Annotated in this window: 30 protein-coding genes; 21 read left to right on the top strand and 9 right to left on the bottom strand. The window is 54.9% G+C overall.

Features of this window, described 5'->3' with window-relative positions; genetic code table 11:
- Positions 1-2 precede the first annotated feature (2 nt).
- Positions 3-413, bottom strand: coding sequence for an SCP2 sterol-binding domain-containing protein (locus GAH_RS09025; protein WP_048096257.1), 411 nt, complete (start codon positions 411-413; stop codon positions 3-5).
- A gap of 82 nt (positions 414-495) precedes the next feature.
- Here GAH_RS09025 and GAH_RS09030 point away from each other — a divergent pair, with 82 nt between their 5' ends.
- The 7 genes from GAH_RS09030 (at position 496) to GAH_RS09060 (ending at position 5,512) form a co-directional block, all read left to right on the top strand.
- The gene (locus GAH_RS09030) at positions 496-1,500 is read left to right on the top strand and encodes a 2-hydroxyacid dehydrogenase (RefSeq protein WP_048096259.1); all 1,005 of its coding nucleotides are present in this window, start codon (positions 496-498) and stop codon (positions 1,498-1,500) included.
- On the top strand, positions 1,500-3,155 hold the full coding sequence (locus GAH_RS09035) for a thiamine pyrophosphate-binding protein (protein ID WP_048096261.1): 1,656 nt from the start codon (positions 1,500-1,502) through the stop codon (positions 3,153-3,155). The genes GAH_RS09030 and GAH_RS09035 overlap by 1 nt, the downstream gene beginning before the upstream one ends.
- Positions 3,156-3,212: 57 nt before the next feature.
- Entirely contained in the window at positions 3,213-3,599 is a 387-nt protein-coding gene (locus GAH_RS09040) for a HEPN domain-containing protein (protein ID WP_048096263.1), read from the top strand.
- Positions 3,596-3,937 (top strand): nucleotidyltransferase domain-containing protein, encoded by a 342-nt coding sequence (locus GAH_RS09045; RefSeq protein WP_048096265.1) that lies wholly within the window; start codon positions 3,596-3,598, stop codon positions 3,935-3,937. Before GAH_RS09040 ends, GAH_RS09045 begins: the two co-directional genes overlap by 4 nt.
- A gap of 81 nt (positions 3,938-4,018) precedes the next feature.
- Positions 4,019-4,870, top strand: a complete 852-nt coding sequence (locus GAH_RS09050) for an MBL fold metallo-hydrolase (RefSeq protein ID WP_048096267.1) — start codon at positions 4,019-4,021, stop codon at positions 4,868-4,870.
- A 53-nt stretch (positions 4,871-4,923) separates the two neighbouring features.
- Positions 4,924-5,121: a hypothetical protein gene (locus tag GAH_RS09055; protein ID WP_048096270.1), complete on the top strand. Its 198-nt coding sequence runs from the start codon at positions 4,924-4,926 to the stop codon at positions 5,119-5,121.
- Between the two features lie 49 nt (positions 5,122-5,170).
- Positions 5,171-5,512 (top strand): PIN domain-containing protein, encoded by a 342-nt coding sequence (locus tag GAH_RS09060; protein ID WP_245604014.1) that lies wholly within the window; start codon positions 5,171-5,173, stop codon positions 5,510-5,512.
- Here the strand turns inward: GAH_RS09060 and GAH_RS09065 are convergent.
- From GAH_RS09065 to GAH_RS09080, 4 genes are read right to left on the bottom strand one after another with little or no spacing between them, the layout of a single operon-like run.
- Positions 5,509-6,405, bottom strand: a complete 897-nt coding sequence (locus tag GAH_RS09065) for a dihydroorotate dehydrogenase (RefSeq protein ID WP_048096272.1) — start codon at positions 6,403-6,405, stop codon at positions 5,509-5,511. The genes GAH_RS09060 and GAH_RS09065 overlap by 4 nt on opposite strands.
- Entirely contained in the window at positions 6,405-6,596 is a 192-nt protein-coding gene (locus GAH_RS09070) for a hypothetical protein (RefSeq protein ID WP_048096273.1), read from the bottom strand. The genes GAH_RS09065 and GAH_RS09070 overlap by 1 nt, the downstream gene beginning before the upstream one ends.
- A gap of 3 nt (positions 6,597-6,599) precedes the next feature.
- The gene (locus GAH_RS09075; protein ID WP_048096275.1) at positions 6,600-7,439 is read right to left on the bottom strand and encodes an amidohydrolase family protein; all 840 of its coding nucleotides are present in this window, start codon (positions 7,437-7,439) and stop codon (positions 6,600-6,602) included.
- Positions 7,432-8,454, bottom strand: a complete 1,023-nt coding sequence (locus GAH_RS09080; protein ID WP_048096276.1) for an LLM class flavin-dependent oxidoreductase — start codon at positions 8,452-8,454, stop codon at positions 7,432-7,434. Before GAH_RS09080 ends, GAH_RS09075 begins: the two co-directional genes overlap by 8 nt.
- Before the next feature lie 52 nt (positions 8,455-8,506).
- Here GAH_RS09080 and GAH_RS09085 point away from each other — a divergent pair, with 52 nt between their 5' ends.
- The 8 genes from GAH_RS09085 to GAH_RS09120 all read left to right on the top strand — a co-directional run bounded on the left by GAH_RS09085 (position 8,507) and on the right by GAH_RS09120 (position 16,093).
- A complete protein-coding gene (locus GAH_RS09085; protein ID WP_245604015.1) occupies positions 8,507-9,688 on the top strand; it encodes an ABC transporter substrate-binding protein in 1,182 nt (393 codons plus the stop codon).
- A gap of 32 nt (positions 9,689-9,720) precedes the next feature.
- Positions 9,721-10,368, top strand: a complete 648-nt coding sequence (locus GAH_RS09090; protein WP_048096279.1) for an ABC transporter permease subunit — start codon at positions 9,721-9,723, stop codon at positions 10,366-10,368.
- Entirely contained in the window at positions 10,365-11,258 is an 894-nt protein-coding gene (locus GAH_RS09095; RefSeq protein ID WP_048096281.1) for a branched-chain amino acid ABC transporter permease, read from the top strand. The genes GAH_RS09090 and GAH_RS09095 overlap by 4 nt, the downstream gene beginning before the upstream one ends.
- Positions 11,224-11,871, top strand: coding sequence for an ATP-binding cassette domain-containing protein (locus GAH_RS09100; protein ID WP_048096872.1), 648 nt, complete (start codon positions 11,224-11,226; stop codon positions 11,869-11,871). The genes GAH_RS09095 and GAH_RS09100 overlap by 35 nt, the downstream gene beginning before the upstream one ends.
- Entirely contained in the window at positions 11,858-12,526 is a 669-nt protein-coding gene (locus GAH_RS09105; RefSeq protein WP_048096283.1) for an ATP-binding cassette domain-containing protein, read from the top strand. The genes GAH_RS09100 and GAH_RS09105 overlap by 14 nt, the downstream gene beginning before the upstream one ends.
- An 11-nt stretch (positions 12,527-12,537) precedes the next feature.
- The gene (locus tag GAH_RS09110; RefSeq protein WP_048096285.1) at positions 12,538-14,181 is read left to right on the top strand and encodes a P-loop NTPase family protein; all 1,644 of its coding nucleotides are present in this window, start codon (positions 12,538-12,540) and stop codon (positions 14,179-14,181) included.
- Between the two features lie 68 nt (positions 14,182-14,249).
- Positions 14,250-15,206: a hypothetical protein gene (locus GAH_RS09115; RefSeq protein WP_048096286.1), complete on the top strand. Its 957-nt coding sequence runs from the start codon at positions 14,250-14,252 to the stop codon at positions 15,204-15,206.
- Complete coding sequence (locus GAH_RS09120; protein WP_048096287.1) at positions 15,203-16,093, top strand: carbohydrate kinase family protein; 891 nt, start codon at positions 15,203-15,205, stop codon at positions 16,091-16,093. The genes GAH_RS09115 and GAH_RS09120 overlap by 4 nt, the downstream gene beginning before the upstream one ends.
- On the opposite strand, the gene GAH_RS09125 is transcribed toward GAH_RS09120, so the two are convergent.
- Genes GAH_RS09125 through GAH_RS09140 form a run of 4 tightly spaced genes read right to left on the bottom strand, consistent with a single transcriptional unit; the run spans position 16,035 to position 20,552 of the window.
- Complete coding sequence (locus GAH_RS09125) at positions 16,035-17,231, bottom strand: Nre family DNA repair protein (RefSeq protein ID WP_048096289.1); 1,197 nt, start codon at positions 17,229-17,231, stop codon at positions 16,035-16,037. The genes GAH_RS09120 and GAH_RS09125 overlap by 59 nt on opposite strands.
- Positions 17,232-17,265: 34 nt before the next feature.
- Positions 17,266-18,465, bottom strand: a complete 1,200-nt coding sequence (locus tag GAH_RS09130) for a methionine adenosyltransferase (protein ID WP_048096291.1) — start codon at positions 18,463-18,465, stop codon at positions 17,266-17,268.
- A 58-nt stretch (positions 18,466-18,523) separates the two neighbouring features.
- A complete protein-coding gene (locus tag GAH_RS09135) occupies positions 18,524-19,465 on the bottom strand; it encodes a phosphate uptake regulator PhoU (protein WP_048096294.1) in 942 nt (313 codons plus the stop codon).
- Positions 19,466-19,496: 31 nt separating this feature from the next.
- On the bottom strand, positions 19,497-20,552 hold the full coding sequence (locus GAH_RS09140) for a glycosyltransferase (RefSeq protein WP_052747838.1): 1,056 nt from the start codon (positions 20,550-20,552) through the stop codon (positions 19,497-19,499).
- A 176-nt stretch (positions 20,553-20,728) separates the two neighbouring features.
- On the opposite strand from GAH_RS09140, the gene GAH_RS09145 reads away from it, so the two are divergent.
- Genes GAH_RS09145 through GAH_RS09170 form a run of 6 tightly spaced genes read left to right on the top strand, consistent with a single transcriptional unit; the run spans position 20,729 to position 25,210 of the window.
- Entirely contained in the window at positions 20,729-21,694 is a 966-nt protein-coding gene (locus GAH_RS09145) for a PstS family phosphate ABC transporter substrate-binding protein (protein ID WP_048096296.1), read from the top strand.
- Between the two features lie 12 nt (positions 21,695-21,706).
- Entirely contained in the window at positions 21,707-22,606 is a 900-nt protein-coding gene (gene pstC, locus GAH_RS09150) for a phosphate ABC transporter permease subunit PstC (protein WP_048096297.1), read from the top strand.
- Positions 22,603-23,457 (top strand): phosphate ABC transporter permease PstA, encoded by an 855-nt coding sequence (gene pstA / locus GAH_RS09155; RefSeq protein WP_048096299.1) that lies wholly within the window; start codon positions 22,603-22,605, stop codon positions 23,455-23,457. The genes pstC and pstA overlap by 4 nt, the downstream gene beginning before the upstream one ends.
- On the top strand, positions 23,435-24,217 hold the full coding sequence (gene pstB / locus GAH_RS09160) for a phosphate ABC transporter ATP-binding protein PstB (protein WP_048096301.1): 783 nt from the start codon (positions 23,435-23,437) through the stop codon (positions 24,215-24,217). The genes pstA and pstB overlap by 23 nt, the downstream gene beginning before the upstream one ends.
- Positions 24,214-24,609 (top strand): arsenate-mycothiol transferase ArsC, encoded by a 396-nt coding sequence (locus GAH_RS09165; protein WP_048096303.1) that lies wholly within the window; start codon positions 24,214-24,216, stop codon positions 24,607-24,609. The genes pstB and GAH_RS09165 overlap by 4 nt, the downstream gene beginning before the upstream one ends.
- The gene (locus tag GAH_RS09170) at positions 24,596-25,210 is read left to right on the top strand and encodes a phosphate signaling complex PhoU family protein (RefSeq protein ID WP_048096305.1); all 615 of its coding nucleotides are present in this window, start codon (positions 24,596-24,598) and stop codon (positions 25,208-25,210) included. Before GAH_RS09165 ends, GAH_RS09170 begins: the two co-directional genes overlap by 14 nt.
- The last annotated feature ends 23 nt before the right edge of the window (positions 25,211-25,233 follow it).

Raw genomic sequence — 25,233 nt, forward strand, 5'->3', positions numbered from 1 at the left:
TTTCACTTCTCCGGGAGCTCGGTCTCGACCTTCTGGGCAACTTCTACCAGAACCTTCGCGGCCTTGGCATACCTCATGACCTTCGCCATGTTCCCCTTGAGCTTGAACTTTCCTGTCACAAGGCCCTTTATCGGGTCGATCTCGCCGTTGAGAAGCTTCTTCCAGTTCGAGTACTTCCCCCTGAACTCGAATGCGGCCTTGACCTTCGACGGGTCGTCAACCACGTATCCCTCCCTCGCCTTGCCGTGGTAGAGGTCTATGTAGGCGTACAGTGGCTTCTCAAGCCCCTCGTCTGGCTCCACGACGAAAAGAAAGTCGCCCTCCCAGTCCTTTGCCGCCTCCTCATACTCCTTGCTCTCGTTCAAAAGCCGGATGTATTCCTTAACCCACTCTTCAGAAAACAACACTGGCATGATACATACAAGCATGAATAATTATTTAAAATTTCTTCCAGCTTCAGCAAACGTTATATCAGAGCTCATGTAACAATCAATCATGACAGATGAGTTTGTTGTTGTGTCCATGAGCCCCCTGCCGGAGTCGTTCATACAGGGTCTCTTCGCCCCGTTCAAGGCGAAGCTCGGGAAGGAGATCCGAGTGATCGGGGTCTTCGGAAAGCCGAGGGAGGAGGTGCTGAAGGCTCTCGAGCAGGCCGACGTCGTTCTGGGAGACTACAGCTTCCAGATGAAGATTGATGAGGAGATGTGCAGGGCGATGAAGAAGGTGAGGCTCATCCAGCAGCCCTCGACGGGCTTCGACCACATAGACATAGAGGCGTGCAGGAAGCATGGAATCCTGGTTGCCAATGCCGGAGGGGCGAATGCTGTTAGCGTTGCCGAGTACACCGTTATGGCAGCCCTGATGCTGATGAAGCGCATCCTGTATGCCCATGAAAAGACTGTAGCCGGGGAGTGGCCCCAGTGGAAGCTGATGGACATGGGAACCTACGACCTCTCCGGCAAGACGTGGGGGGTGATAGGCTTCGGAAGGATAGGCAGGGAGGTGGCGAAGAGAGCGAGGGCTTTCGGGGCGAGGATCTTCTACCACGACCTGAACAGGTACGAGGAGCTTGAAAGGGAGATGGGGGTTGAGCATGCGGATCTGGGAAGGCTGCTCAGGGCGAGCGACGTTGTGTCAATCCACGTCCCCCTCACCGAGAAGACGAGGAAGATGATTGGGGAGAGGGAGCTCAGGATGATGAAGCCCACGGCCGTCTTCATCAACCCGTCGAGGGGAGAGCTTGTTGACGAGGACGCACTCGCGAAGGCTTTGAAGAACAGGTGGATAATGGGTGCGGCGGTGGACGTTTACTCCCAGGAGCCGCCAGACGAGAGCCACGCTCTGATAAGGCTCGCGAGGGAGAGCGAGGTGAACCTGCTCCTCACACCTCACATAGCAGGAGCAAACGCTGATGCGAGGGCAAGGATAATCGAACACAGCATCGGAAACGTGATACGGGTTCTGATGGGTGGCGAGCCGGAGTCGGTGGTGAACATGTGATGGCGAGCGTGGCGGAGCTGATAGCCGAGTCGCTTGTAAGGGCCGGGGTTGAGAGGGTTTACGGGATAATCGGCACCTCTGTTCTTGATTTCTACGACGTTCTGCAGAACTACGGTGATAAGCTTAAAGTCATCACCGTGAGGCATGAGCAGAGCGCGGTGTCTGCGGCAGACGCAGAGTTCAGGGCTGCGGGTAAGCTGTCCGCAGCGATCGTGCATGCCGGTCCCGGGTTTCTGAACACCACCATAGCCCTCGGAATGGCGATGAAGGATCGCGTTCCCTTCCTGCTCATCTCGGGAGGCGTGAAACGGAGGCTGAGGGAGACGGACGCATGGCTCGAGGTCAACCAGAGGGCGATAGCCGATGGCCTCGTGAAGGCCTACGAGGTCGTGGAGGATGCGGGCGAGGTTGGGGATGCTCTGTCGAGAGCCTTTGAGGGGATGCTGTCCTACCCGTATGGTCCTGCTATCATTGAGGTGCCCGAGGACGTGTGGAGGGAGGAAACTAACTCACAGCCGCCCGAGGTTGGGAAGGAGATTCATGGTGAGGTTGACGATGGCGAGGTTGGGAGAGTGATGGAGAGAATGAGAAGGGCGGAGAGGCCGGTCATTCTTGCATGCGGGGAGCTGGTGAGGAGGAGCTTCAGCCAGAACGACCTCGAAAGGGTGTCTGAGCACCTCTCCGCTCCGGTGATAACCTCCGGCAACGGAAGGGGAACTCTGCCAGAGGACAGCCCGCTCACCCTCGGCAGGGTAGGATTCGGAGGTGGAAATCTCGCTGCTGACAGGGTTTTTGAGAGGGCGGACTTCGTTCTGGTGCTCGGAAACGAGCTGGACGACATAACCACATACTCCTACACACTCGCGCCGCAGGGAGACGTGGTTGTCGTCTCTGAAGACCCGTCGGCAGAGGTCAGGCCACTCTACTACGAGCTGATCAGGGCAAACCCTGCAGCTTTTCTGAGGAGGATGGCCGAGCTGTGTGATGCTGTCGAGAAGAAGGATGAGTGGCTGAGGGAGGTTGAGGGGGCGAGGAGTGAGTGGAGTGCGCTGCTTAGAGAGTTCAGCGAGAGAAACTCGAGGCTCTGCAACCCCGGGAGGTTCTTTGACCTGCTCGATAAAAGGCTGGACAGGGACAGGGTGGTGGTCGCAGGTCAGGGCACTCACGTCATCTTCGCGAACAACAACCTGAGGGTTTTCAGTCCGGGAAGCTACCTGGCCTCAACGAACCTCGGTGCGATGGGCTATGCTCTCCCGGCTGCCATAGGAGCGAAGCTTGCCTGCCCGGAGAAGCAGGTCGTGTGCGTTGCAGGGGATGGGGAGATATTGATGACCGTTCAGGAGCTCGAGACGGTTAGGAGGGAGAACCTCGACCTGAAGATTGTGGTCGTGAACGACAGCTCTTACAGGGTGCTTTACCTGAAGCAGGTTCTTCAGAAGCAGGGTAGGGTTTTCCAGACCCTCCTGAGCAACCCTGACTTCGTTAGGCTTGCCGAGTCCTTCGACATTCCGGCGACGAGGGTGGAGAGCTCTAACGGAATTGAGGAGGCGATTGAGTTCCTCCTTGAGGACGGAGCGAGAATGGTGGAGCTCGTGATAGACAGGGACGAGATCCCGCCGCTGAACCTCGACGCGACGCTGAGGATGGGTGTCTGAATCTTTATCGTTTTCTGTTCGAAACAGTTATCTATTTTCAAATCTTGTTTTTAATGGATGTCTGTGGAAGAAATTGAGATTTTGCGAGATAGGAGCGAGAAGTTCTTGAAAAATGCCAGACACCTATATGAAACTGGTATATATGACCTCGCAGCTTTTAATATCCAACAATCTGTAGAACTGTATCTGAAGTACAGGCTTTTTCTGCTCGCTGGAGACTATCCCAAAACGCATTCTATAAAAAAACTCCTCAGAGAGCTTGGGAAAATTGCGGGAAAAACAGAGGATGTTGAGAAATTTATGAAAGAGAACATAGACAGAATATCCAACCTTGAGAATGCTTACATAACTTCGCGATACATACCGTCCGAATTTGAAAAGGTTGAAATCGAGAACATGCTTGATGTAGCCGAAAAAATAAGGAAGCTGGTTGATGAGCTATGAGCTTTGACGTGAGGATTGAGATGGTCAAGGAGGACAGGAAGTACTTCGAGAACTGGCAGCATTACGCAAAAATAATCTCGGAAGTTGCGAGGGAGAAGCTTGGGGATGTGAAGGTTTATGTCTTTGGGTCGGTTGTTGAGGGTAGGCACACTCCTGCAAGCGACATTGATGTGCTGATAGTTTCATCAAAAACGCCGAGAAGAATGGAGGACAGAGCGAAGATTGCTGGGGAGATTCTGAGGAGAGTTGGTGTTTTCTCGCCCTTTGAGCTCCATATAGTCACACCGAAGGAGTTTGAGTGGTACAGGAGGTTTGTAAAGAGGATGGTCGAGGTGTGACCTTCTGAAGTTTCAGGCTAAGAGACATGAAAGCCGTTAAGTACGGGGGCGCTTGTCAGGCTTTCGGAGAACGCCCTTTACATCCCGGGCCCAACGAATGTCGGGGTTGTTGCGTTCGATGGCAGTGCGATGCTTATCGACACGGGCCTCGATAAAGAGCACGGGAGGAGGGTGCTGAGGCTCCTTGAGAAGAATGGGATGGAGCTCAGGGCGATAGTAAACACCCACTCACACGCGGATCACTTTGGAGGGAATGAGTATCTGGTCAGGAGGACGGATGCGAGGGTCTATGCTCCCGAAATTGAGGCTGGCGTGATTCAGCACCCCTACCTCGAGCCCCTCTACCTCTTTTCCGCCCACCCCGTGAGCGAGATGATGAACCGCTTCCTCATGGCCAGGCCATCAAGAGTGGATCATGTCGTGGGAATCGAAGGAAAGGGTGAGCTTGAGTTTGGGAGCATAGAAGCGCATACAGTTCCGCTCAGAGGCCACTCTCCGGGGCAGATTGGTGTGGAGGTTGATGGGGTTCTGTTCTGCGCCGACTCGGTGTTCTCGGAGAGTGTTATCGAGAAGTACAGAATTCCGCTGTTCATGGACATAGGAAGGCAGAAGGGGACTCTCGAGTTTCTTGGAAAGAGCAGTTACGAGCTCTACGTTCCATGCCACGCCGAGCCGACAGAGGACATCTCCCACCTCGTGGATGTGAACATGAGCGTGATAAGCAGGGTTGAGGAGTTCCTTCTTTCGCTGAGCGGAGGTACCACGGACGAGATTCTTAGAAAGCTTTGCTCGGAGTTTGGAGTGAAGCTGAGCAGCTTCACCGAGCACGCTCTGATGCTATCTGCCCTGAAGGCATACCTAAGCTACCTGCACGACAGGGGCGATTACAGGGCTGAGTTTGAGAGGACCTTATACTGGACGAGAGTTTCCTGAGCGTTCGACGTATATGGAAACACATATAAATGTATATTGGCATACAGTAATACATGGCAACCACGGTGAGAGTTAGCAGGAGCACCTCCGAAAACCTCGAAACTCTGAAAAAACAGCTCGGCATGAGAAGTGTGGAAGAGGTCATAGACTTTCTCATAAAAGAATACAGGAAAAAAAGAGTCATGAATGCCCTTGGTTTAGACGAGATCTCAGAATTCATGGAGGAGGACAGACTTGAGGATCGTGGTTGATAGTTATGCGTGGATAGAACTCTTTAGAGGGGGTGAAAAAGGGAAGAAAGTGGCTCAGCTCATCATTGAGAGCGATCAGGTGTTCACTCCAGACATCGTTCTGGCAGAGGTCGCAAGGAAGTATGTCAGAGAAGGGTATGACGATAGCACTGTTAAGAAACGACTCGACTTCATGCATGACGTGTCCGCGGTTGTCAGCATAGACAGAGAGATTGCAGTTACCGCCTCAAAATGCTACATTGAAATGGTTGAAAAATCAAAGGAGCTCAAGCAACCCAAGCCCGGACTTGCAGACGCGATAGTTCTGGCGATATCGAGAGTTAAGGATGCCAAGGTTGTTACCGGAGATATGCATTTCAGACCATTTAAAGAGACTATCTGGCTGGGCTAAGCTCTGTGGGCTGCTCCCACTATGTCTTCAAGCCTCTCCCCGGTCATCCTCGTGTAGGCTATCAGGCTCTCCTTCAGGCTGTAGAAGATCCTGTTGGAGTAAAACAGGGCCGAGCCTATCTGCACTGCCCTTGCACCTGCGAGCATGAACTCGATCACGTCCTTCCAGCTCGTCACACCTCCTGAGCCAATAATCGGGATGCTGAGCTCCTCGTACAGATCCCAGACGCATTTCACGGCGACTGGCTTTATTCCCTCCCCGCTCACTCCCCCACTCACGTTGCTCAGTATTGGCCTTTTGGCGAAGATGTCTATCTTCATTCCCTTCAGCGTGTTTATCGCGACGATTCCATCCGCACCCCCCTCTTCGGCTGCCTTGCCGATCTCCACTATGTCGCTGACGTTGGGTGAGAGCTTCGCGAAGACTGGTCTTCTCGTCGCCCTCTTCACCTCCCTGACTATCTCTCTCACGAGCTCTGGATCGCTGCCAACCGCTAATCCAACATTCTTCGCATGCGGACAGCTCAGGTTCAGCTCGAATCCGTCAGCGAATTCGAAGTAGCTGACGAGTTCGGCAAACTCTTCAGGCGTGTGGGCGAAGAGGCTCACGATGAGCGGGGAGTAGAAGGCATAATCTTTGAGCTCCTCCGCAAAGGCCTTGGCTCCGGGAGAAGCAAGCCCGACTGCGTTTATGAGCCCATGGGAGTAGTTGATCACGGCCGGGTTTCTGTAGCCCTCAACAGGTTCGAGCCCAACGCTCTTCGTCACAACCGCTCCAGCATGCTCCGAGAGCCTGTTTAAAGATGCGGATGAGCTACCCATGACTCCGCTTGCCAGCATCAGGGGGTTCCGCATCTCTATTCCAGCGACGCTGACCTTCAAAGCCTCCGGCATCACAACCTCTCCATCACCTTTCTCAGAACCTCGTTTCCCTTCTCGAAGTGGGCTATGCTCTCCTCGATGAGCTCCGCGATGTCCTCTCTCTCACCCCTTATCTTTTCGGCCCACTCCCTGTACTTCCTAACGTGCTCATCGTTGTGTTCTATCCAGTGCTCTAAGAGGTGCCTGAGCTTTTCAAGCTCCATGTGCTAAGCTAACCACCTGCTTATAAATTTCTTTGGATTCTCGACCGCAATCCTCTCAACCAGTTCGTCGTCCAGATTGTCTCTCATGGACTCGAACGTCTCCTCAGGCCTCCACCAGACTATCGGAATCTCGCTCCCGTACAGAATCCTGTCCGGGTACTCCCTGACAACCTCCACAACCTCCTCGCTGAAAAACCTGACCCTCTCGCCCGAAACGGGGTCTGTGAACTCTATGCGGACAAAGGCGTTGGACGTGTCAGCGTAGACGTTCCTTCTCGCGTCGAAGAAGTCAGCAACGCTCCTTGTTTTACCAACAATCATGTGTGCGAGGATCACAGGCATTGAAAAGCTGTGGATGAGCTCCTCGTAGAACTCTGGTGACGAGAACTCGTAGGCGTTGTCGGGGAAGTAGCCCGAGTGGATGTAGAGGGGCTTTTTGAGCTCCTCTAGAACCTCGTAGATCTCAAGCGCCCTTTTGCTGTTCGGGTAGAACTTCTGGACTGACGGGTGGAGCTTCAGCCCGTCAATCCCCGCCTCGAACACCTCGTAGAGCAGGTTCAGGTCGTTCTCAGGATGAAAGCCGGTGAAGGTGTAGCACTCGATGCCTTCAGCCTCAAGCCTGCCTTTCAGACCCACCTGCCATTCTGCGAGCTTGAGAGTCATGTCGGGAGTTATCGCGTGCGTCAGGTTGAAGATGCCCTTCACACCCATTTCTCTCAATTTCCTGAGAGCCTTCTGCCACTCCATGCGCATTCCCGGGCTGAAGGAGTGCTTCCTCTCCACCCACACGTAAAACCTCCACACAACCTCATCCGGAAACAGGTGCACATGCGTGTCAATCATGCTCCTCCCTCACGTACGGAATCACCCTTTCTGCGATCAGCTTCAGGTTGTCCATGTATGCGGTGTGGCTGACCAGCGGTGTGAGCACGAAGTGCTCGACGCCGGCGGAAATGAACCTTTCGATTTTCTCCACAACCTCGTCAGGGGAGCCGTATATGTAGCGCTCCTCAACGAGGTCGAAGGGAATCTCCTTAGCCACCTCAAGAGCCCTCCTGACGTTCTCCCTCGTGAATTCGAACCTCAGGATGTCGGGAAAGTCCACCTCCACGCCAGTTTTCCTGAGAAACTCGTCCCTCTTTGGAGAGAGGAGGGCAATCATCTTCCCGGGAAGCTCTATGGTTCTCCTCGCCTCATCGCCATCTTCAGCCACGACTGTGTAGGCGAACAGCGCGGGAGTCACGCTCTTACCCCCAAGGCTCCTGATCCTCTTCAGCGCCTCCCTGTACCCCTTAACCCCTATGGTAGCGGTTGGAATCCAGCCATCCCCGTGTCTGGCTGTGAGCTCGATAGTTCTTGGAGAGTTCCCGGCTATCCACAGCCTCACCCTCCTCCTCGGGGACAGGGTGGCGTTCCTCAGCCTGAAGAACCTTCCAGTAAAGCTGACATTCTCGCCCACCATCAGCAGCCTGATGACCCTCAGCCCCTCCTCAAGCCTGCTCACAGCCTGTCTCATATCCATGCCAAACGGCAGGAGGTTCATGCCCTCTCCAGCTCCAAGCCCGAGGACTGCTCTTCCACCGCTCATCTCGTCCAGAGTCACCGCTGCCTGCAGAAGCTGGGCCGGGTGCCTCCGCACAACGTCGCTCACGCAGGTTCCGAGCAGAACCCTCTCAGTTTCGGAGCTCAGTCTTGCGAGGATGGTGAATGCCTCGAAGCAGGAGAAGTCCCTTATCTCTATTCCGACGAGGTGATCTGGCGTGAATACCGAGTCGAAGCCGTTCCTGTCAGCGTAAACCCCAGCACTGAGAATGAGGTTCATGGGCTCGTGTGGAAGCTGTATTCCGATTTTGACCATGAACAGACATTTTTCACAACCCTTATAAACCTTCCCGGAAAATAAATAAAAAATGGTGATTGATATGCGGGTGAGGTTCGCGCTCGTAGCTCTCCTTGTTCTGGCGGGTCTGGTTCTTGCCGGCTGCACTCAGGAGGAGAAAAAGACGCTCACCATCGGAGTCATAGTCCCCGAGACGGGAATATTTTCTACAGCCGGAAAGGCCATGAAGAACTCCGCGATGCTTGCGGAGGAGCACATAAAGAAGTACGGCCTCTCGGACTACGAGGTCAAGGTGATATTCGCAGACGGCGGTTCGAGCCCCGAGCAGGCCAAGTCTGCGTTCATGGAGCTTGCCAAGCAGGCCGACATAATCGTCGGAGCCTACTCGAGCGATCAGGCCGTGGTGTGTGCGGAGGCTGCGAAGGAGACGGGCAAGATATACATCGTTAGCGTCGCCTCCACAGGGCAGATAGAGAGGATGGTGGAGGACGGGAACAGGTATGTGTTCAGAAACTCCTACAACACCACCTACTGGGGCTATCTGGCCGGCGAGTTCCTGAGCATTTCTGGAGCTGAGAGGTACTACTTCGTCGGATATGATCCGCTCAAGACCTTCAACCAGGGGATGCTGAAGGCGTTTGAGGGCAAAGCAAAGGCAGAGAAGGTGGGCGAGGTGTACTACAAGAGCACAAAGGTCAGTCCGGACGACTATGCAATCAAGGCTGAGGAGGTCGCCAAGGCAACGACGAGCAGGGATGTCGTGATTCTGGGCGATCCGGGCGGCACCGCCATACAGTTCGTCAAGGCCTACAGAAAGGCCGGAGGCGAGGGGCTGATCTACTCGGTTGGAGGAGTCCTCGCCCTGCCCCCGATCCTGAAGAAGATCGACGTGGACTACATCGCCTTCCAGAGCGCGGCTCTTGAAAGCACTGAGAAGAGCGAGCTGACTAAGGCCTACTTCAGCGACTACCGCGAGAAGTACGGCGAGGAAGCGAACAACTTTGCGGGGCTTCTGACATACGACGCAGTCCTGATAGCGGCGCAGGCTTGGAAGGGGGACACCGAGAAGACGATCTCAGCGCTGGAGAATGGGGAGTTCAAGGGCGCTGCTGGAGTCTACAGGTTCAACGAGAAGCATCAGGCCCTCTGGGGCTCTGAGAAGCTGAAGGGCGTGATCGCCGAATACGTTGACGGCAGGATTGAGGTGCTGTATCCCGAGGAGTACAAGACCTCTGATGTTGTATGGCCGTGAGCTTTTTTCTCACATCCTTTATTTTGTCCATAATGGCCCTGAGCGTCTCCCTCAACTTCAGGGTCGCCAAGTTTCTCAACCTGTCCCTCGCGGGAATATTCGCTTCCGGAGCGTACATGGCCTACTTCTCCGGCAACCCGGCAATCCCGGTTTTTTCTGGATTCCTTCTCGGCTACCTGCTTGCCTTCTACATACTCAGGATCTGCAGGAGCGTCATAGAGGCCACAATAGCGAGCCTTGGACTCGGGCTGCTCATTGAGAGGGTGCTCGAGATAGTCCACAGGAGCTCGTACTACTACATAGTGAACAGCGACCTGAGCACGATGATCATTCCTCTCGGTTTGGCAATGTTCCTCGGCCTGCTTTCGATTTACATCTCACCCCTCGGCCTCAGGCTGAAGTATGTGGAAAGCGATGTGGAGCTCGCGGAGATGTACGGCGTTGATACAGAGAGGTACATCACGCTGACGGTGGCTGCTACAAGCTCTGTCGTCATGCTATCGGGCTACTTTTACGCGGGAGCCCTCGCGATTGGGCCTGCAATAGGCTTCGGGTACCTCATCTCTGGGATAATCGTCTCCGCGATTGCGGCCCAGCTCAGCTTCAGGGGCGTCTGGCACTACTCGGCAGTGTTCGTGCTCTCCATGCTCATGACGAGGGTTCTGGAGGTGTTGGTTTGAGGAGACTCGCTGCGGAGGTGGCTGTGATAGCAGTAATCTCCATTCTGACATCCTCGTCTCCGTACTACAGCTGGCTGTTCGCGCTGATGAGTATCTATGCTATGATCACGATATCGTGGTCTTTCACGAGGATGATTGGCAGGATCAGCATGGGGCACTCCGTCCTCTTCGCCCTCCCGGCATACCTCGCCTCTGTGGGTTATGCCTTCTCCCACGAGCTTGCGATCCAGCTCTTCCTTGCAGGTTTTGCCATCAGCGTGCTCTCGTTCTACATATTCTCGGAGCTCGTTGGCAGAACGGCGTTCGTGTTCTTCACCCTCGTCCTCTCCATCTTCCTCTGGGTGAGCGTCCCAAAACTCGTGGTTCAGCAGGGTGGCTACCTGCTCGGCGGGGAGGTTGGCTTCGCCTTCCCGAACCTCGAGCAAGGGGTGCTGCACACCCTCACCACCGTCTGCCTCCTCTCGTCATTCATCCTGCTGAGGCTGGCGGAAAGGTCGAGGTTTGGGTACATGATGGCTGCCGTGGGCGATGATGAGACTGCCTCGAAGGCCGTGGGCGTTAACGTGAGGAGGGTGAAGCTTGCGGCCATCCTAATCTCCGCAGCAATCTCCACAGTCGCCGGTCTTCTCTACGGGCTGGAGTTCGGGCACCTCTCTCCGGAGAGCTTCTCAATCGAGGTCTCGGTTTTCCCGTTCATCGCCTCGCTGCTGTCTGCTGGAAACCCGTTCCTGTCGGTCATCACGAGCTTCGCACTCATTTACGCGACGAGGGTGCTGAACTCAGCCTATCCGGGATTGATGGGCATATTCTACGCTCTCGTGCTCATCGCATCTCCAAGGCTCGGAAGGTGGATTTATGCTAAGGGTAAGAGGCTTGTCGAAGAGGATTGACCACGTCGTAGTTCTGAGGAACATCAACCTCGAGGTTGGGAGTGGAGAGGTTGTGTGCCTCTACGGACCGAATGGAAGCGGGAAGAGCACGCTGATGAGGATACTTGCAGGACTCGACAGGCCCGACTGCGGGAAGATCATCCTTATGGAGAGGGACATAACTGAGGAGAGCGCATGGGACAGGGTGGCGTCCGGCATAGCCTATGCGTTTCAGATTCCGAGGCCGTTCAAGAGCCTGAAATTCGTGGAAAACCTCGCCCTCCCGGCAATGGTTAGAATGGATAGAGAGCAGGCTTTCAGGCTTGCTGAGAGTGTTGCGGAGAGGTACGGGGTTGAACACCTGCTGGAGAAGAGGGCAGACAGGCTCTCTCAGGGCGAACTCAAGATCCTCGAGCTCCTCAGAGCCTACATGACCGGGGCGAGGCTGCTACTCCTAGACGAACCGTTTGCGAGCCTCGACACGGACAACGCGAGATACCTGAGGGAGAAGCTCGTGGAGATGAGGGAGGAGGGGATGGCAATGCTCATCACATCCCACAGGAGGAGGATTCTGGAGGGGATAGCCGACAGGTTCGTCAGGCTTGAGGGAGGGGTCGTTAGTGCTGAGGGCTGAGAACCTGAGAGTCGTAAGCGATGGGACGAAGATCCTGAAGGGAGTGAGCTTCGGGGTAGAGAGGGGCGAGATTGTCCTCGTCGTTGGCCCGAACGGGAGCGGGAAGAGCACGCTCTTCAAGGCGATAATGGGTCTGAGGTCCTACGAGGGGAGCGTGAAGCTTGATGGCATGAACCTTGACGGAAAGAAACCCCATGAGAGGTTCCGGCTCGGAATCGCCCTCGCCCCGGAGAGGATGAGGGTTGCGGAGGGGCTGACAGTCAGGGAGAACGTGGAAATCGCTGGAGAATTTGCAGATGCCGTCAGAATCTTCCCACACCTCGAGAGAATCGCGAACAGAAGGGTGGACGTTATAAGTGGCGGGGAGAGGCAGATGGTCGTTTTTGCGAGAGCCGTGCTCTCCAGCCCCAAGTACCTGCTCCTCGACGAGCCGTTTCAGGGCCTTGCCGATGAGAACGCGAGCAGGATGCTGGAGATAATCGAGCGGATGTCTGGCAAATCCGGAGTTGCTGTGATCTCCCACGAGAGGATTGACGACATCCTCGAGGTTGCCGACAGGGTGTACCTAATGCTCTCCGGAAAGGTCAGGAAGGAGATCGCCGTCGAGGATCCCGGGATGGCGATGAAAAAACTTGAAAAGTACATGATAGTGTAGGGCTGGTGGGCATGGAGCTCGTGCTGAGCGGTGATGCAAGGACGATATACTCGAGGCTTGTGGATGCAATCTCCAAAAAGGCTGGAATAGCTGAAGCCCTCGAGGAGCTAAAGTCTTTAAAGCCCCTGAGCAGTGCTGAGGAGATTCTCAGGAGGCAGGAAGAGGTAAGGAGGAAGATGGAGCTTGCCGCGAGGGTGAGCATTTCAGACCTCAGCTCGCTCGAGAGGTTCAGGATCGGGAGGAGGTTCTTCGAGGACAGGGTTTTCGTTGCGAGGGATGACGGGGAGTATGAGAAGGCCGTGAGGCTGAACGTGTGCGAGGTCGTCAGGGAGGATGAGCGGGTCGAGAGATATGCGATCAACCTGAGCGACTTTGTCAGCGACATTTCGCTGAGCGAGTTCGCTCCGGAGCTGATAGTCGAGGCTTTGATGTCCAACATTGACACGCTGAAAAGATTGGCGAGGCTTGAACAGGAGCTCCACGGAAAAAGCGAGCTTTCAGGCATTCTCTCCGAGCTGGAGGACATCAGGGAGGCACACAAGAAGGTGAAGATGTTCGACGAAGCTGAAAGAATTGCTCTCGACCTTCAGGAGAGGATAAACAGGGAGGTGGAGGAGAGGCTTGCTGAGATCAAGCTGACGCTTACGGCAGACGAGCTGCTGAAGATGGTTGGGGAGGGGAGGGTGGCCGGGGAGATCGAGAGCGAGATTGAGAGAGTGATCTCAAAATACGAGGAGGAGCTTCACGAGCTTGGGATTTACGACAGTGTCTTTCACCGCAGCTATCCGGTGAGGATAGATACGGAGGCTCTCAAAAATGCGGTCGACAGGGTGAGGGAGAGCTATGCGTTGGACTACTACCTGAGGTGCAGGAAGATAGCCGGGAAAATCGACTTGGAGCGGCTGAACGAGAGAGTCGAGCATTACAGAAGGCTCTCCCTCTACAGAGCCCTGATCGACTTAAAATTCGCGTTCCCGGAGGTTGGGTGCGGGACTGCGTTCATCAACGGAGTCAACCTCTTCATCTCAAACCCCCAGCCGGTCAGCTACTGCATCGGGGAGAACTCCCTCTTTCCCCACAGCGAGGGTGCCGTGATTCTGACAGGCGCGAACAGCGGAGGGAAGACGAGCCTGCTCGACCTAATCTGCCAGATCTCGATACTATTCCACATGGGACTGCCTGTGAACGCGGAGAGGGCTGAGTGCGCTGTTTACGACGAGATATTCTACTTCAGGAGGAAAAGGTCAAGCTACGGCTCGGGAGCGTTTGAGAGGGCGCTGAAGAGCCTTGTGAGAGCCATCTCGGGAAACGGAAGGAAGCTCATACTCATAGATGAGTTCGAGGCGATAACCGAGCCGGGAGCGGGGGCAAGGATCCTCGCGACGCTCCTTGAGGTCGCCAGCAGGAAGGGGCACCATGTCGTGCTGGTCAGCCACCTCGGAGAGGAGTTTGCAGGGCTGGACTTCATAAGAATAGACGGTATCGAGGCCAAGGGGCTTGACGAGAACTTCAACCTCATCGTGGACAGGCAGCCCGTCTTCGGAAGGATAGGCAGGAGCACCCCGGAGCTCATAGTTGAGAGGCTGATGGAGAAGAGCCGTGGGGAGGTCAAGGAGATTTTCTCCAAGCTCCTGAGGAGGTTCGGTCAGGAGTGAGATTTTTGGCTGAAGCATTCTAAGCAGTTTTGCGGAAAAACGATTTAAAGGCAGGGTGAACTTCAACCATGCACATATTCACAGACTGGGAGGGGCCATGGATCGTAACCGACATAGCCTACGAGCTGAGCCTCGCGATGTTCAACAACAGGGAATTCTTCGAGAGGCTGAGCCAGTACGACGACTACCTCGCATACGTTGAAAAAAGGCCGGGGTATCAGGCAGGGGACACGCTGAAGCTCCTCGCACCCTTTCTGGTTGCTGCTGAGCTGACAAGAGAGGAGATGGAGAGGATAAGCGAGCAGACCGCGAGCTTTGTTGGTGACGCGGAAGAGGCGATGAGGCTCCTGCAGGAGAGCTTCCACCCCGTCGTCATCTCCACAAGCTACACCATCTACCTCGAGAAAACCACCCGGATGATAGGAGTCTCCGGTCATTTGCACGGCACACCCTTCGACCCTGAGAAGTACGAGATTGAGGAGAGCTGGAAGAGGTGGCTGATCGAGAAGGTTGATGAGATCTCCTGCCTCAACGACATCGAGCTCGACAGCCCAGACATGAAGTCTATCAATTACCTAAACAACCTGTTCTGGAGGGAGATGCCCGAGACTCCGTTCTGGGAAGTGATGCAGGACGTGAAGGTAGTTGGGAGCAGGAGGAAGAGGGAGATAGCTGAAAACTATGGAGAGAGGAGGGTTATAGCAATCGGGGACAGTATCTCGGATATAGAGATGTTCGACTACGCGAGGGAGTCTGGTGGGCTTGCGATGTCGTTCAACGGGAACGAGTTCGCGCTGAGGCATGCGAATCTTGCGGTTATAAGCGAATCCGCATTTGCTGAGGTGCTCGTTGCGGTGACATTCGCGGAGAAAGGGTGGGATGGCGTCAGTGAGCTGGCAGAAAACGGCCATCCGATGCTTGATGGCACTGAATGGGAGATCCACACCGAAATAGACGAGTGGGTGATCGAAAAGTCAATAAGGATGAGGAAGAGGTTAAGGGGTAAGGCAGGTGAGCTCGGATGATTTCCGGATTTGGTGCGCTCAATCTCGACAAGATCTACATGGTGGACAAGATCCCGGGTAAGGACGAGGAGGGATTTGTGATAGACCTCGAGATGCACCCCGGAGGGAGCGCGGCGAACACAATCGCCGGACTTGCGAGCTTTGGGGTTGAGACGGGATTCATAGGGAAGGTCGGCAGCGATGAGGAAGGGAGGATACTTCTGAGGGACTTCGAGGAGAGGGGAGTTGAGACCTCTGGGATAGTCAGGGTGGAGGGCAGGAGCGGCGTGGCGATGATTTTCGTGGACAGGGATGGGAACAGGGCGATTCTTGTCGATCCGGGCGTTAACGACACGATTGAAATCGATGAGGTGAACATGGAGATCGTTGAGAGATCAGACATCATCCACATGACCTCGTTCATCTGCAAGAACGGCCTCGAGTCCTTCAGGTCTCAGATTGAGGTTGCGGAAAGGGCAAACGGGGTGAGCTTCGATCCCGGGCTTCCGTACGTGGAGAGGGGGCTTGAGGAGCTTAAACCAATCCTCAGGAACACGACTATCCTGCTCCCCAACAGGAGGGAGATCGAGCTTCTATTCAATGTGGATTACAGGGAGGCCTGCCAGATAGCAATCGATATGGGGGTCGAGATTGTTGCGGTGAAGCTCGGTGCCGAGGGAAGTTACGTGACGGATGGGAAGAATGAGTACCTCGTCAAGCCCTTCAGCGCGAAACCGGTTGACACGACTGGGGCTGGAGATGCGTTCAATGCGGGCTTTCTCTACGCTTGGCATAGAGGCAAGAGCATCGAGGAGTGTGCGAGAACTGGAAACTACGTGGCGAGCAGGCTCATCGAGAGGGTTGGGGCGAGGAGTTACCAAGGAATTGATCCAGAGATGTCTGGGTAGAGAGGGTGATGTGCCTTTCCCACAAACTCCTTTTTGTTTTTAGCCTGCTTTCAGCCCTTGCAATCGCCTGCTGAACGCTGTCGAACCTCTCAGGTTTTGACTCAAGTGCCTTCCTCACCCCCTCCTCGACCACCCAGACGCCGAGGGGTGCGGAGTACTCGGGCCTAATCTCCCTGAGAACTATCGCCCCTGCCTGCCTCTTGATTTTATGCAGGTACTCCACAACCGGGAGTCTTGCCGCGTAGTACCCGCCCGATAGCTCGGAGTACTCCCTCTTCTTCCCGATACCCTCCCTGTCCGAGCCCACCCATGTTCTCTCGGGGCTCCAGAGGCTCTTTTCGATCCATACCTCGACAAGCTGGAAGAAGTAGGATGACGGGTATAGGATCACCTCGAAGTGGTTTCCGTAGTGCTCGTAGCTGAAGAGCAGAACCTCTCCAACCTCTGGGAAATCTGCGATCTCTCTCTTCAGGCTTTCGGCGATGATGTCGTGCACGGCCGTGATGCTCCACCTCGTCGGCACAAGCTTCTTTTCAATACCAAGCATGCCGACAGACATGACCCTCTGGATGTAGGAGGTCGAGAATCCGTGATCGTGCAGCATTCTTACAGCCTGAACGGCCTTTATCTCGTCATCGCTCACCTTCTCGACCTTTGCCGGGATCTTGGGGTTTGAGGTCAGACGGATGTCCCGGAAGACGGCTGAAATCCCCGAGGGCATCATTATGTCGTCCAGTGCAGGCTTTCTGACTATCCTCTCGTATTTTCCCTCAACCTCCACGTTCCTTATGCTGCCGGCGATTTCCTGCAGCTCCATCAGTGTTCTGTCCGGGTTGAGGGCTGACTGGACGGAGAATTGCCTGTAAGTCCTCGCGAGCCCCATTCTGAGGGCAAGGACGTCCTCAACTCTTTTGGAGTATAGGGACGGGTTCTCGAAGAGCTCGGGGTTCTCGTTCCCGAGCACGAGCATGGGGCCTGCAAACACCTTCGGGTAGCCGATTCTTCCCACGAAGACTGAAGGCGGCGTGGGATTCTCGTCAATTTCCCCGAGACTCACGTTTCTCGTTTTAAACGCATCCAGAATCGGGCATCGACTCTTCCCGCACAGCAGGCGACCCTTGCACCTAACGCACAGCACAAAAAAGGGTTTGGTGAAAAAGCTATAAATGGTTTTAGAAGGTGGAAAGCTCCCCGTTTATGACCATGTCGGTTATCTTTGTTATGTCGTTGAGCCACTCCTCGGCTATGGTCACGGCCCTGCTCTCCATCTTCTCAACGTCGTATCCCTTCTCGGGAACTATCTGGATGCTCAGAGCCTTAGGCTCGTCAATGGGCTTTCCGATCTGGGAGAGGATTCTGACGTAAACCTCCTTTATCCCCTCGATCGCTTCGTAGCAGTCCCTCGCGATCTGGTTGGCCAGAAGGTTGTAGATCTTGCCAACGTGGTTTATCGGGTTCTTGCCGCTCGTCGCCTCCATGGACATTGGCCTGCCCGGAGTTATCAGGCCATTGCACCTGTTGCCCCTGCCAACGCTCCCGTCATCACCGTTCTCCGCGGACGTGCCGGTGACGGTCAGGTAGACGACTTCCTTCTCGACATTATCGGCCGTGTTTATCGCAATCTCAACTTCCCTGTTCGCATGCTCACCGGCAACCTCCTCAACGAACTTCTGCAGATCCTCCTTTATCGTAAGGTACTCGTTCACATTGTTCACGTACCTGTCAACAAACGCACAGGCAATCGTCACCCTGATCTTGTCTCCCTCTCTCAGGCCCATTACCTTTACGTCCTCTCCTATCGCCTTCTCCTTCTTTCTGAACTCCTCGTAGATTCTTCTCTCTATGCTGTAAACGAGTCTCTCGGTTTCGCTGAATGGGGCGTAACCAATCCCGAAGCTGGTGTCGTTGGCGAGCGGAGCCTTGCCCTCCCTCCTCTGGAAGACATCTTTCAGGTCTGTAGAGCCCTCACCGAGCCTGACGTCGAAGACAATGTCCGTTTCCGGATCGAGGTACCTCATGGCGCTTCTCACGTACTCCTTGGCGGCCTTCAGGGCTATCCTGTCTGCCGGTATGTCCACACCGTCAAAGTGCTTCGTCGCCCTCCCGACGAGGAGGATGTAGATGGGCTGGATAACCTCTCCTCCACCGAAGGCCGTCTTCGCCCTTCCAGCCACAATCTGCGTCTCGTCGGTGTTGTGGTGAAGAACAGCACCGACCCTCTTCAGGTACTCCTTGCTGAGCGCCCTGCTCATCGCCTCTGCGATTCCATCTGCTATTGAGTCAGGATGACCGATACCCTTTCTTTCCACGATTTCGACCTTCTGCTCTTCAACAGGAGTGTGAACGAGCTTCTCGACGACGATGTTTTTCATGGCCTCACACTCACTCCCCGTAATATAAGCGTTGCTGTCAATTACAAACCATAATAATTCAGACGGAGAGATTCAGAACGATTTCGGCTATGTCCTCGCTGTATCCGAGGATTCTCTCGAATCCGTCCTGAATCCTCCTCACTTTCAGCGCGTCCTCAACCGAGCTGTGGTCGGCAACTGATGCTGGAGTGTACGACCTGACCATCCTGAAGACCTCTCTCGCGAGCTCCTCGTCTATCTTGAAGAAGGAGTTCATTGCCGTCCTGAATATCTCACCGGAAACTCTCGCAGTCTCTTCAAGCTCAGGTATCGCCTTTCCGTACTCCTTCAGGTTTATCGCCATTGTGTGGATGTGGTCTCCAACCCTCTCCACGTTCTTGAGCGTGATCCTCAGCCCGAGCACCTCCTTGGGGTGGATGTTGAGGTGGTCGGCGACATCCGGGTACCTCACCGCCGATTTTAGGAGCCTCAGGATCAGGAAGTACAACCTGTCAATCTCCTGCTCCCTCTGTATCACAACGTCGAGCAGATCTCTGTCAAACTCGACAAGGGCTCTTCCGAAGTCGTCGATCATCGCAAATACTGTGTTGCTCATCTTTTCCAGCAGCTCCTCGACCCTGAACCTGCGCTCGTCCGTGAATATCTCGATCCAGATAGAGTTCCCCGAATCCTCCAGAATCTCAGCTCCTATCAGCATCGAGACCGCCCTGTACACTCCCTCCCTCCCCCTGCTGTCCGCTTTCACCCTTATCGTCGTGTAGCCTGCGAGATAGTGGGAGATTATCTTCCTGATGAGCATGTCCCTGTCCCGCTCGTCCTCTATGACAGCCTCGCTCACCCTCCTTACTTCTGTGTGCGGCTGGATGAGAATGGATGTCTTTCCGACTGTGCAGAAAACGGTGTCTCCCGGCTTTATTGAGTTGGCAACCACCCACTCCTTGGGCAGAGAGATTATGTAGCTCGAGCCCGAGACAAATACCTTCCTTGACAGTCTCTGCATGATATAGACAGGTATAGACTGGTATATAAGGCTACCCCACCTTCCACCCCTCTGCTGACACCTCCTTGCCAACGAGCCTCAGGATGAGGTACCTGAAGAGCATGGCCACGTTGACCATCGTCCAGAGCGGAGAGTAGAGGAAGTAGTAGACGGGTAGAATCCCCGTGTCCAGCCTGAAACCGTACTTTCTCGCCACGAGTGCGACGAACATCACCCATAACACGAACGATACAACCATTGCGAGGATGTTCCTGAGCAGGTGGAACTCGAATACGAGCAGCATGAATATCGCAACCGCCTTCACTGGTAGGCTAAGCAGCAGGGGAAGCAGAAAGTACAGGAGCTTGATCGCGATGCTGTCCGGGAGGAACATGGCTAACAGGAATCCGACAATGGCGGGGTAGTAGAGGACGAGCATCGGCAGAACTATCCTCGGCATCCTCAGGAACTTTGGGAGAAACTCTGCGAACAGCTCCGCACCGCCGAGAGCCCACCGCTCCCTCTGCCTGAACCACTCCTTCAGGGTGGACGGAGCCTTGGTCACAGCCCTGCCACTGACAGCAACCCTGTACCCCTCGAACCCTGCCCTGAACCCGAAGTCGGCGTCCTCTATTATCTTCGGCCTGAATCCCAGCCTCTTCACAACATCCGACCTTGAGATGAACGCCGAGCCGTTCACCATGCTGAATCCGAGAATCTTCGAGGAAATCCTCGCGGAGACGTTCATGAGCAGGTAATCGACCGCCACAAGCCTCTCCACGATACTCCTGCCCCTGACCTCCTTCGTCAGCTCCACAACATCGCTGGAGGGGTTCGGGATGTCAATGAGCCTGGTGTCGGAGTCGACGAAGAGCACGTAGTCTCCGGTCACAAGCTCGAGCGCGTCGTTCAGGGCCTTCCATTTCCCCCTCCTCACATCGCTGAGCGTTGCCTTGACGCCCAACTCTCTGACCCTCCTGACGTCCTCCTCGCTGAGACAGTCGGCACTCACGACCACCTCGTATCCCCTTTTGGCGAGATCTTCGACAATCTCGAATAGAAACTCGGGTTCCCTGTATGCTGTGACGACTGCGGACATCTTTGCCATTTGCCCAGCATGAAACCCCGGGTTTTAAAAGTAAAGCGATAGTTTTTCGTTGCGGAGCCTCTACCGCCCTGCCCGTATCTCTGTCGTACTGATTGATAAGTATCGGGTAGATGTGTATAGATCGGATAGATAATCTATTGGCAACAGCTATATCCTGCCAGTATCACCAGACCAACATGAAACGCACCACGGCAATACTGCTGGCAGCACTTCTCTCAGCTTTGCTGATCTCAGGCTGCAGCCAGAGCGGTGAAGGTGAGAAAGCGTCTATCTCTGGGGAGGTGAAGATCTCCGGGAGTTCCACCGTGTATCCTGTCACGATGGCAATAGCTGAGGAGTTCAGCAGGCTATATCCAGACGTCACGGTGTCCGTGCAGTCCACAGGCACCGGCGGAGGGTTCAAGAACTTCTTCATCCCGGGGCTGGTGGACATAAACGATGCGAGCAGGAAGATCAAGCAGAGCGAGCTTGAAGCTGCGAAGGAGAACGGCATTGAGCCTGTCGAGTTCCTCATTGGCTATGACGCCCTAACAGTCATCGTGAACAGGGAGAACGACTGGATAGACTGCCTGAGCTTTGAAGAGCTTAAGAAGATCTGGGGGCCCGAGGCGACAGGGAAGGTGACAAGGTGGAGTGACGTGAACACGAGCTGGCCGGACGAGGAGATGCACCTCTACGGGCCCACCTCTTCTTCAGGAACCTTCGACTTCTTCACGGAGCACGTTATAGGTGAGGCCGGAGCCCACAGGCAGGACTATCACGGAACGGAAGAGGACAACACGATAATTGCCGCTGTCGAAAGGGACAGGTACGCGATGGGCTACCTTGGCCTCGCATACTACCTGGAGAACAAGGACAAGGTGAAGGCGATCAAGATAAAGAACCCTGAGACGGGAGTGTGTGTTGAGCCATCAATAGAGACCGGGCAGAGCGGAGAGTACCCGCTTGCAAGACCGCTGTTCATCTACGTCAGCAAGGAGTCCCTGAAGAAGCCGGCAGTCAGGGAGTTCGTGAAGTTCTACCTCGAGAATCTTGACAGCGGGATAGTTGAGGAGGTAGGGTACGTCCCCGTGAGCAAAGAGGTGAAGGAGCAGAACCTCAAGAAGCTGAACGAGATTCTCAAAGAGCTCGGAGTTGAGTGAGGGGGTGGAGCGGTGAGAGCCCAGAGAGCAAGGGAGCGAGCGATCCACGTCCTTTTATTTATCTCTGCTCTCCTGACAGTCGGCGTCACTCTCGGGATAATTCTGACGCTCTTCGCCGACACTGTGACATTCTTCCGGAACGTGTCGCCCATCGAGTTCTTCACCGGAACAAAGTGGAGCCCCACGATAAAGCCGTACTCTTACGGCGTTCTGCCGCTGGTGGCTGGTACGATAATGGTGACTGTGGGTGCGGGGGCCATAGCGATCCCCGTTGGACTGCTCTCGGCAATTTACCTGAGCGAGTATGCGAGTGAGAGGACGAGGAGTATACTCAAGCCCATGCTCGAGATACTCGCCGGAATTCCGACAGTTGTTTACGGCTTTTTCGCGTTCGCATACATAACTCCGTTTTTGAAGGGTCTGTTTCCCGACATCTCGGCCTACAACGTCCTTAGCGCTTCGGTGGTGGTTGGGATAATGATAATCCCGATCGTGGCGAGCATCAGCGAGGACGCGCTCAGAGCGGTGCCGAGGTCGCTGAGAGAGGCTGGATACGCACTCGGGGCGAGGAAGGTCAGGGTGATCTGGAGCATAGTCGTGCCATCCGCCCTCTCCGGAATAGTGGCGAGCTTCATCCTCGGAATATCGAGGGCGATTGGTGAGACCATGGCCGTCACGATAGCGGCAGGCAGAACGCCGAGGCTGGTGAACCCGCTGAACCCAGCGGACTGGCTGAAGCCCATAGAGACGATGACCGCGGCGATGGTGGAGATAGGTCTGAGTGACGTGAGCGGGCACAGCATCGCCTACAAGAGCCTGTTTGCGATAGGCTTCACGCTCTTCCTCATGACCATGGCCCTCAACACTGTCAGCTATTACATCAAGATGAGGTTCAGGGAGGTGTACAGATGAGGGGTGAGGAGGTCAGAGAGAAGCTCTTCATGCTCCTCGCGCTTCTCGCAACGCTGTTCGGGATTGTCATCCTCGCGTTTCTCCTCGCGTTCACGTTCTATGAAGCGTTGCCATGGCTTGACTGGCAGTTCCTGACCTCACCTCCGTCAAGGTTCCCGGAGAGGGCGGGGATATACCCCTCGCTCGTCGGGTCTGTGATGGCCATAGCGCTCGTGGGCGTGTTCTCAGTACCCCTTGGCGTTGGGGCGGCAATATACCTTGAAGAGTACGCGAGGAGGAGCAGAATTGCGAAGCTGATAGAGATCAACATATCCAACCTCGCCGCGGTGCCTTCCATAGTCTACGGGCTCCTCGGACTCGGGCTGTTCGTCTCAACGCTCCACCTCAGGCCGGGGATAGTCCTCGTCGGTGCGCTGACACTCACGCTGCTGATCCTGCCAATAATAATCGTCGCCGCACAGGAGGCGTTGAGGAGTGTCCCCGACTCCCTCAGGGAAGCCTCAATTGGACTTGGAGCGACGAGGTGGCAGACCGTCAGGAACGTGGTTCTCCCGAGTGCAATGCCGGGGATACTCACGGGGGTGATACTCGCCCTGTCGAGGGCCATAGGCGAAACCGCTCCGCTCATAATGATAGGGGCGGCGACGAGCATATTCACCCCGCCGAAGAGCATATTCAGCACCTACTCTCCCCTGCCAATGCAGATATTCATGTGGACGGACATGCCGAAGGAGGAGTTCCTGCACGGCCTCGCGCCGGCTGGAATAATTGTTCTACTCGCAGTCATGCTGTCCATGAACGCGTTTGCCGTGTACCTCAGAAACAGGTATGCCAGAAAGCTCAGGAGGTGAGTTCGTGAAGCCCGTGTTTGACGTGAGAAACCTGTCCGTCTATTACGGAAACAAGGTTGGAATAAAGAGCGTGAGCATGCAGATCTACAAGAACAGGGTCACCGCGATAATAGGTCCGAGCGGGTGTGGAAAGTCAACATTCCTGAGAACCCTGAACAGGCTGGTCGAGCTTGTTGATGGTGTGAGGGTGGAAGGAGAGGTTCTGTTCGAGGGAAAGAACATATACGACCGCGATGTTGACCCCGTGGAGCTCAGGAGGAAGATCGGCATGGTGTTCCAGCACCCCAACCCGTTTCCAAAGAGCATATTTGACAACGTGGCGTACGGGCCGAGAGTCCACGGGATAAGGGATAAGGAGAGGTTGAGAGAGATTGTTGAGCAGAGCCTAAAGAGGGCTGCCCTCTGGGACGAGGTAAAGGACAGGCTGAACGACTCTGCCCTTGGGCTTTCCGGCGGGCAGCAGCAGAGGCTGTGCATCGCGAGAGCAATAGCAACGAACCCCGAGGTGATTCTGTTCGACGAGCCGACCTCTGCTCTGGATCCGATCGCATCGGCAAAGATAGAGGAGCTGATGGTGGAGCTCAAGAAGAACTACACGGTCATAGTGGTCACCCACAACATACAGCAGGCCGCGAGGATAAGCGACTACACCGCGTTCTTCTGGATGGGGGAGCTCATTGAGTACGACAGGACGGAGAAGATATTTGAAAACCCCGAGAACGAATTGACGGAGAGGTACATAACGGGGAGAGTCGGATGAGGGTTCTGTTCGTGTGTGTGGAGAACACGTGCAGGAGCGTTATGGCAGAGGCGGTGTTCAACAGAATGGCAAGAAGGTGGAGGGCAGAGAGTGCCGGCCTTAAGGCTGGAGGGGAATACGACTCGATGGCGCTGAGGGTTCTCGAGGAGAGGGGCTACGAGGTTGTGAACAGAGAGCCGAGGAGCCTTGACTCTGTGAGGCTGGAGGACTACGCTCTTGTCGTGACGGTGTGTGATGAGAGCCTCTGCGTTTCAATCAACCATCCGCGCGTTGAAAGGTGGAGTGTTGAGGATCCAAAGGGTGGGAGCAGGGAGGATTACGTCAGAACCCTCGAGGAGCTTGAGAAGAGGGTTGCAGATCTTGTAAGGAGGTTGGAAGATGAGGGTGCTTGAGGAGAGGCTTGGAAGAATTAGGGGAGAGCTGCTGGAGCTTCACGCTCTGTCGAAGAAGGCTGTGGCGCTGTGCCTTGATGCGATGTACGGGGAGGAGGTTGCGAAGTACGAGGTGGAGAAGATAGAGCGTCAGGCAGACGTCATGAACAGCGACATAGAGAACGATGCATTATCGGCCGTGGCACTTTTTCAGCCGGTAGCAAAGGATCTCAGGTTCCTTGCAACAGTTATGAGACTTTCCGGAAACTATGAGAGGATAACCGACCTTGCTCTGAAGATTGCGAGGTTCAGCGTTGAAAGCGACTTCTGCAGGGGAAAGATTGAGGCGATGCACAGAACCGTGATCGAGATGTTCGACATAGTTGAGGCAGCGCTGAAGGGGGACATGAGGAACATGCGCGACGAACTCGTCTTCAGAGACGACAGGATAGACCGGTTGAAGGAGGAAGTCATAAAGGACGCAGAGGGGAGAACGCTCGATATGGACACCCTGAGCATCGTTTTTTCAGCAACACACCTCGAGAGGATTGGAGATATTCTGAGTAAGAACGGAGCGAGGATTATTTTCATAGAGGAGGGACGCAGGGTCTGGATAAAGTGACGCAAAATTTTTAATTATTATTA

The sequence above is a fragment of the Geoglobus ahangari genome (assembly GCF_001006045.1).
GTDB lineage: Archaea > Halobacteriota > Archaeoglobi > Archaeoglobales > Archaeoglobaceae > Geoglobus > Geoglobus ahangari.

What these genes read in the sequence shown, in the direction of transcription:
- GAH_RS09135 (WP_048096294.1), bottom strand. Translation starts at nt 19,465, where the DNA reads ATGCAGAGACTGTCAAGGAAGGTATTTGTCTCGGGCTCGAGCTACATA.
- GAH_RS09100 (WP_048096872.1), top strand. Translation starts at nt 11,224, where the DNA reads ATGCTAAGGGTAAGAGGCTTGTCGAAGAGGATTGACCACGTCGTAGTT.
- GAH_RS09110 (WP_048096285.1), top strand. Translation starts at nt 12,538, where the DNA reads ATGGAGCTCGTGCTGAGCGGTGATGCAAGGACGATATACTCGAGGCTT.
- GAH_RS09165 (WP_048096303.1), top strand. Translation starts at nt 24,214, where the DNA reads ATGAGGGTTCTGTTCGTGTGTGTGGAGAACACGTGCAGGAGCGTTATG.
- GAH_RS09070 (WP_048096273.1), bottom strand. Translation starts at nt 6,596, where the DNA reads ATGGAGCTTGAAAAGCTCAGGCACCTCTTAGAGCACTGGATAGAACAC.
- GAH_RS09025 (WP_048096257.1), bottom strand. Translation starts at nt 413, where the DNA reads ATGCCAGTGTTGTTTTCTGAAGAGTGGGTTAAGGAATACATCCGGCTT.
- GAH_RS09145 (WP_048096296.1), top strand. Translation starts at nt 20,729, where the DNA reads ATGAAACGCACCACGGCAATACTGCTGGCAGCACTTCTCTCAGCTTTG.
- GAH_RS09035 (WP_048096261.1), top strand. Translation starts at nt 1,500, where the DNA reads ATGGCGAGCGTGGCGGAGCTGATAGCCGAGTCGCTTGTAAGGGCCGGG.
- GAH_RS09065 (WP_048096272.1), bottom strand. Translation starts at nt 6,405, where the DNA reads ATGCCGGAGGCTTTGAAGGTCAGCGTCGCTGGAATAGAGATGCGGAAC.
- GAH_RS09030 (WP_048096259.1), top strand. Translation starts at nt 496, where the DNA reads ATGACAGATGAGTTTGTTGTTGTGTCCATGAGCCCCCTGCCGGAGTCG.
- GAH_RS09080 (WP_048096276.1), bottom strand. Translation starts at nt 8,454, where the DNA reads ATGGTCAAAATCGGAATACAGCTTCCACACGAGCCCATGAACCTCATT.
- GAH_RS09045 (WP_048096265.1), top strand. Translation starts at nt 3,596, where the DNA reads ATGAGCTTTGACGTGAGGATTGAGATGGTCAAGGAGGACAGGAAGTAC.
- GAH_RS09055 (WP_048096270.1), top strand. Translation starts at nt 4,924, where the DNA reads ATGGCAACCACGGTGAGAGTTAGCAGGAGCACCTCCGAAAACCTCGAA.
- GAH_RS09075 (WP_048096275.1), bottom strand. Translation starts at nt 7,439, where the DNA reads ATGATTGACACGCATGTGCACCTGTTTCCGGATGAGGTTGTGTGGAGG.
- pstA (WP_048096299.1), top strand. Translation starts at nt 22,603, where the DNA reads ATGAGGGGTGAGGAGGTCAGAGAGAAGCTCTTCATGCTCCTCGCGCTT.
- pstB (WP_048096301.1), top strand. Translation starts at nt 23,435, where the DNA reads ATGCCAGAAAGCTCAGGAGGTGAGTTCGTGAAGCCCGTGTTTGACGTG.
- GAH_RS09120 (WP_048096287.1), top strand. Translation starts at nt 15,203, where the DNA reads ATGATTTCCGGATTTGGTGCGCTCAATCTCGACAAGATCTACATGGTG.
- GAH_RS09090 (WP_048096279.1), top strand. Translation starts at nt 9,721, where the DNA reads ATGGCCCTGAGCGTCTCCCTCAACTTCAGGGTCGCCAAGTTTCTCAAC.
- GAH_RS09170 (WP_048096305.1), top strand. Translation starts at nt 24,596, where the DNA reads ATGAGGGTGCTTGAGGAGAGGCTTGGAAGAATTAGGGGAGAGCTGCTG.
- GAH_RS09040 (WP_048096263.1), top strand. Translation starts at nt 3,213, where the DNA reads ATGTCTGTGGAAGAAATTGAGATTTTGCGAGATAGGAGCGAGAAGTTC.
- GAH_RS09085 (WP_245604015.1), top strand. Translation starts at nt 8,507, where the DNA reads ATGGTGATTGATATGCGGGTGAGGTTCGCGCTCGTAGCTCTCCTTGTT.
- GAH_RS09115 (WP_048096286.1), top strand. Translation starts at nt 14,250, where the DNA reads ATGCACATATTCACAGACTGGGAGGGGCCATGGATCGTAACCGACATA.
- GAH_RS09130 (WP_048096291.1), bottom strand. Translation starts at nt 18,465, where the DNA reads ATGAAAAACATCGTCGTCGAGAAGCTCGTTCACACTCCTGTTGAAGAG.
- GAH_RS09140 (WP_052747838.1), bottom strand. Translation starts at nt 20,552, where the DNA reads ATGGCAAAGATGTCCGCAGTCGTCACAGCATACAGGGAACCCGAGTTT.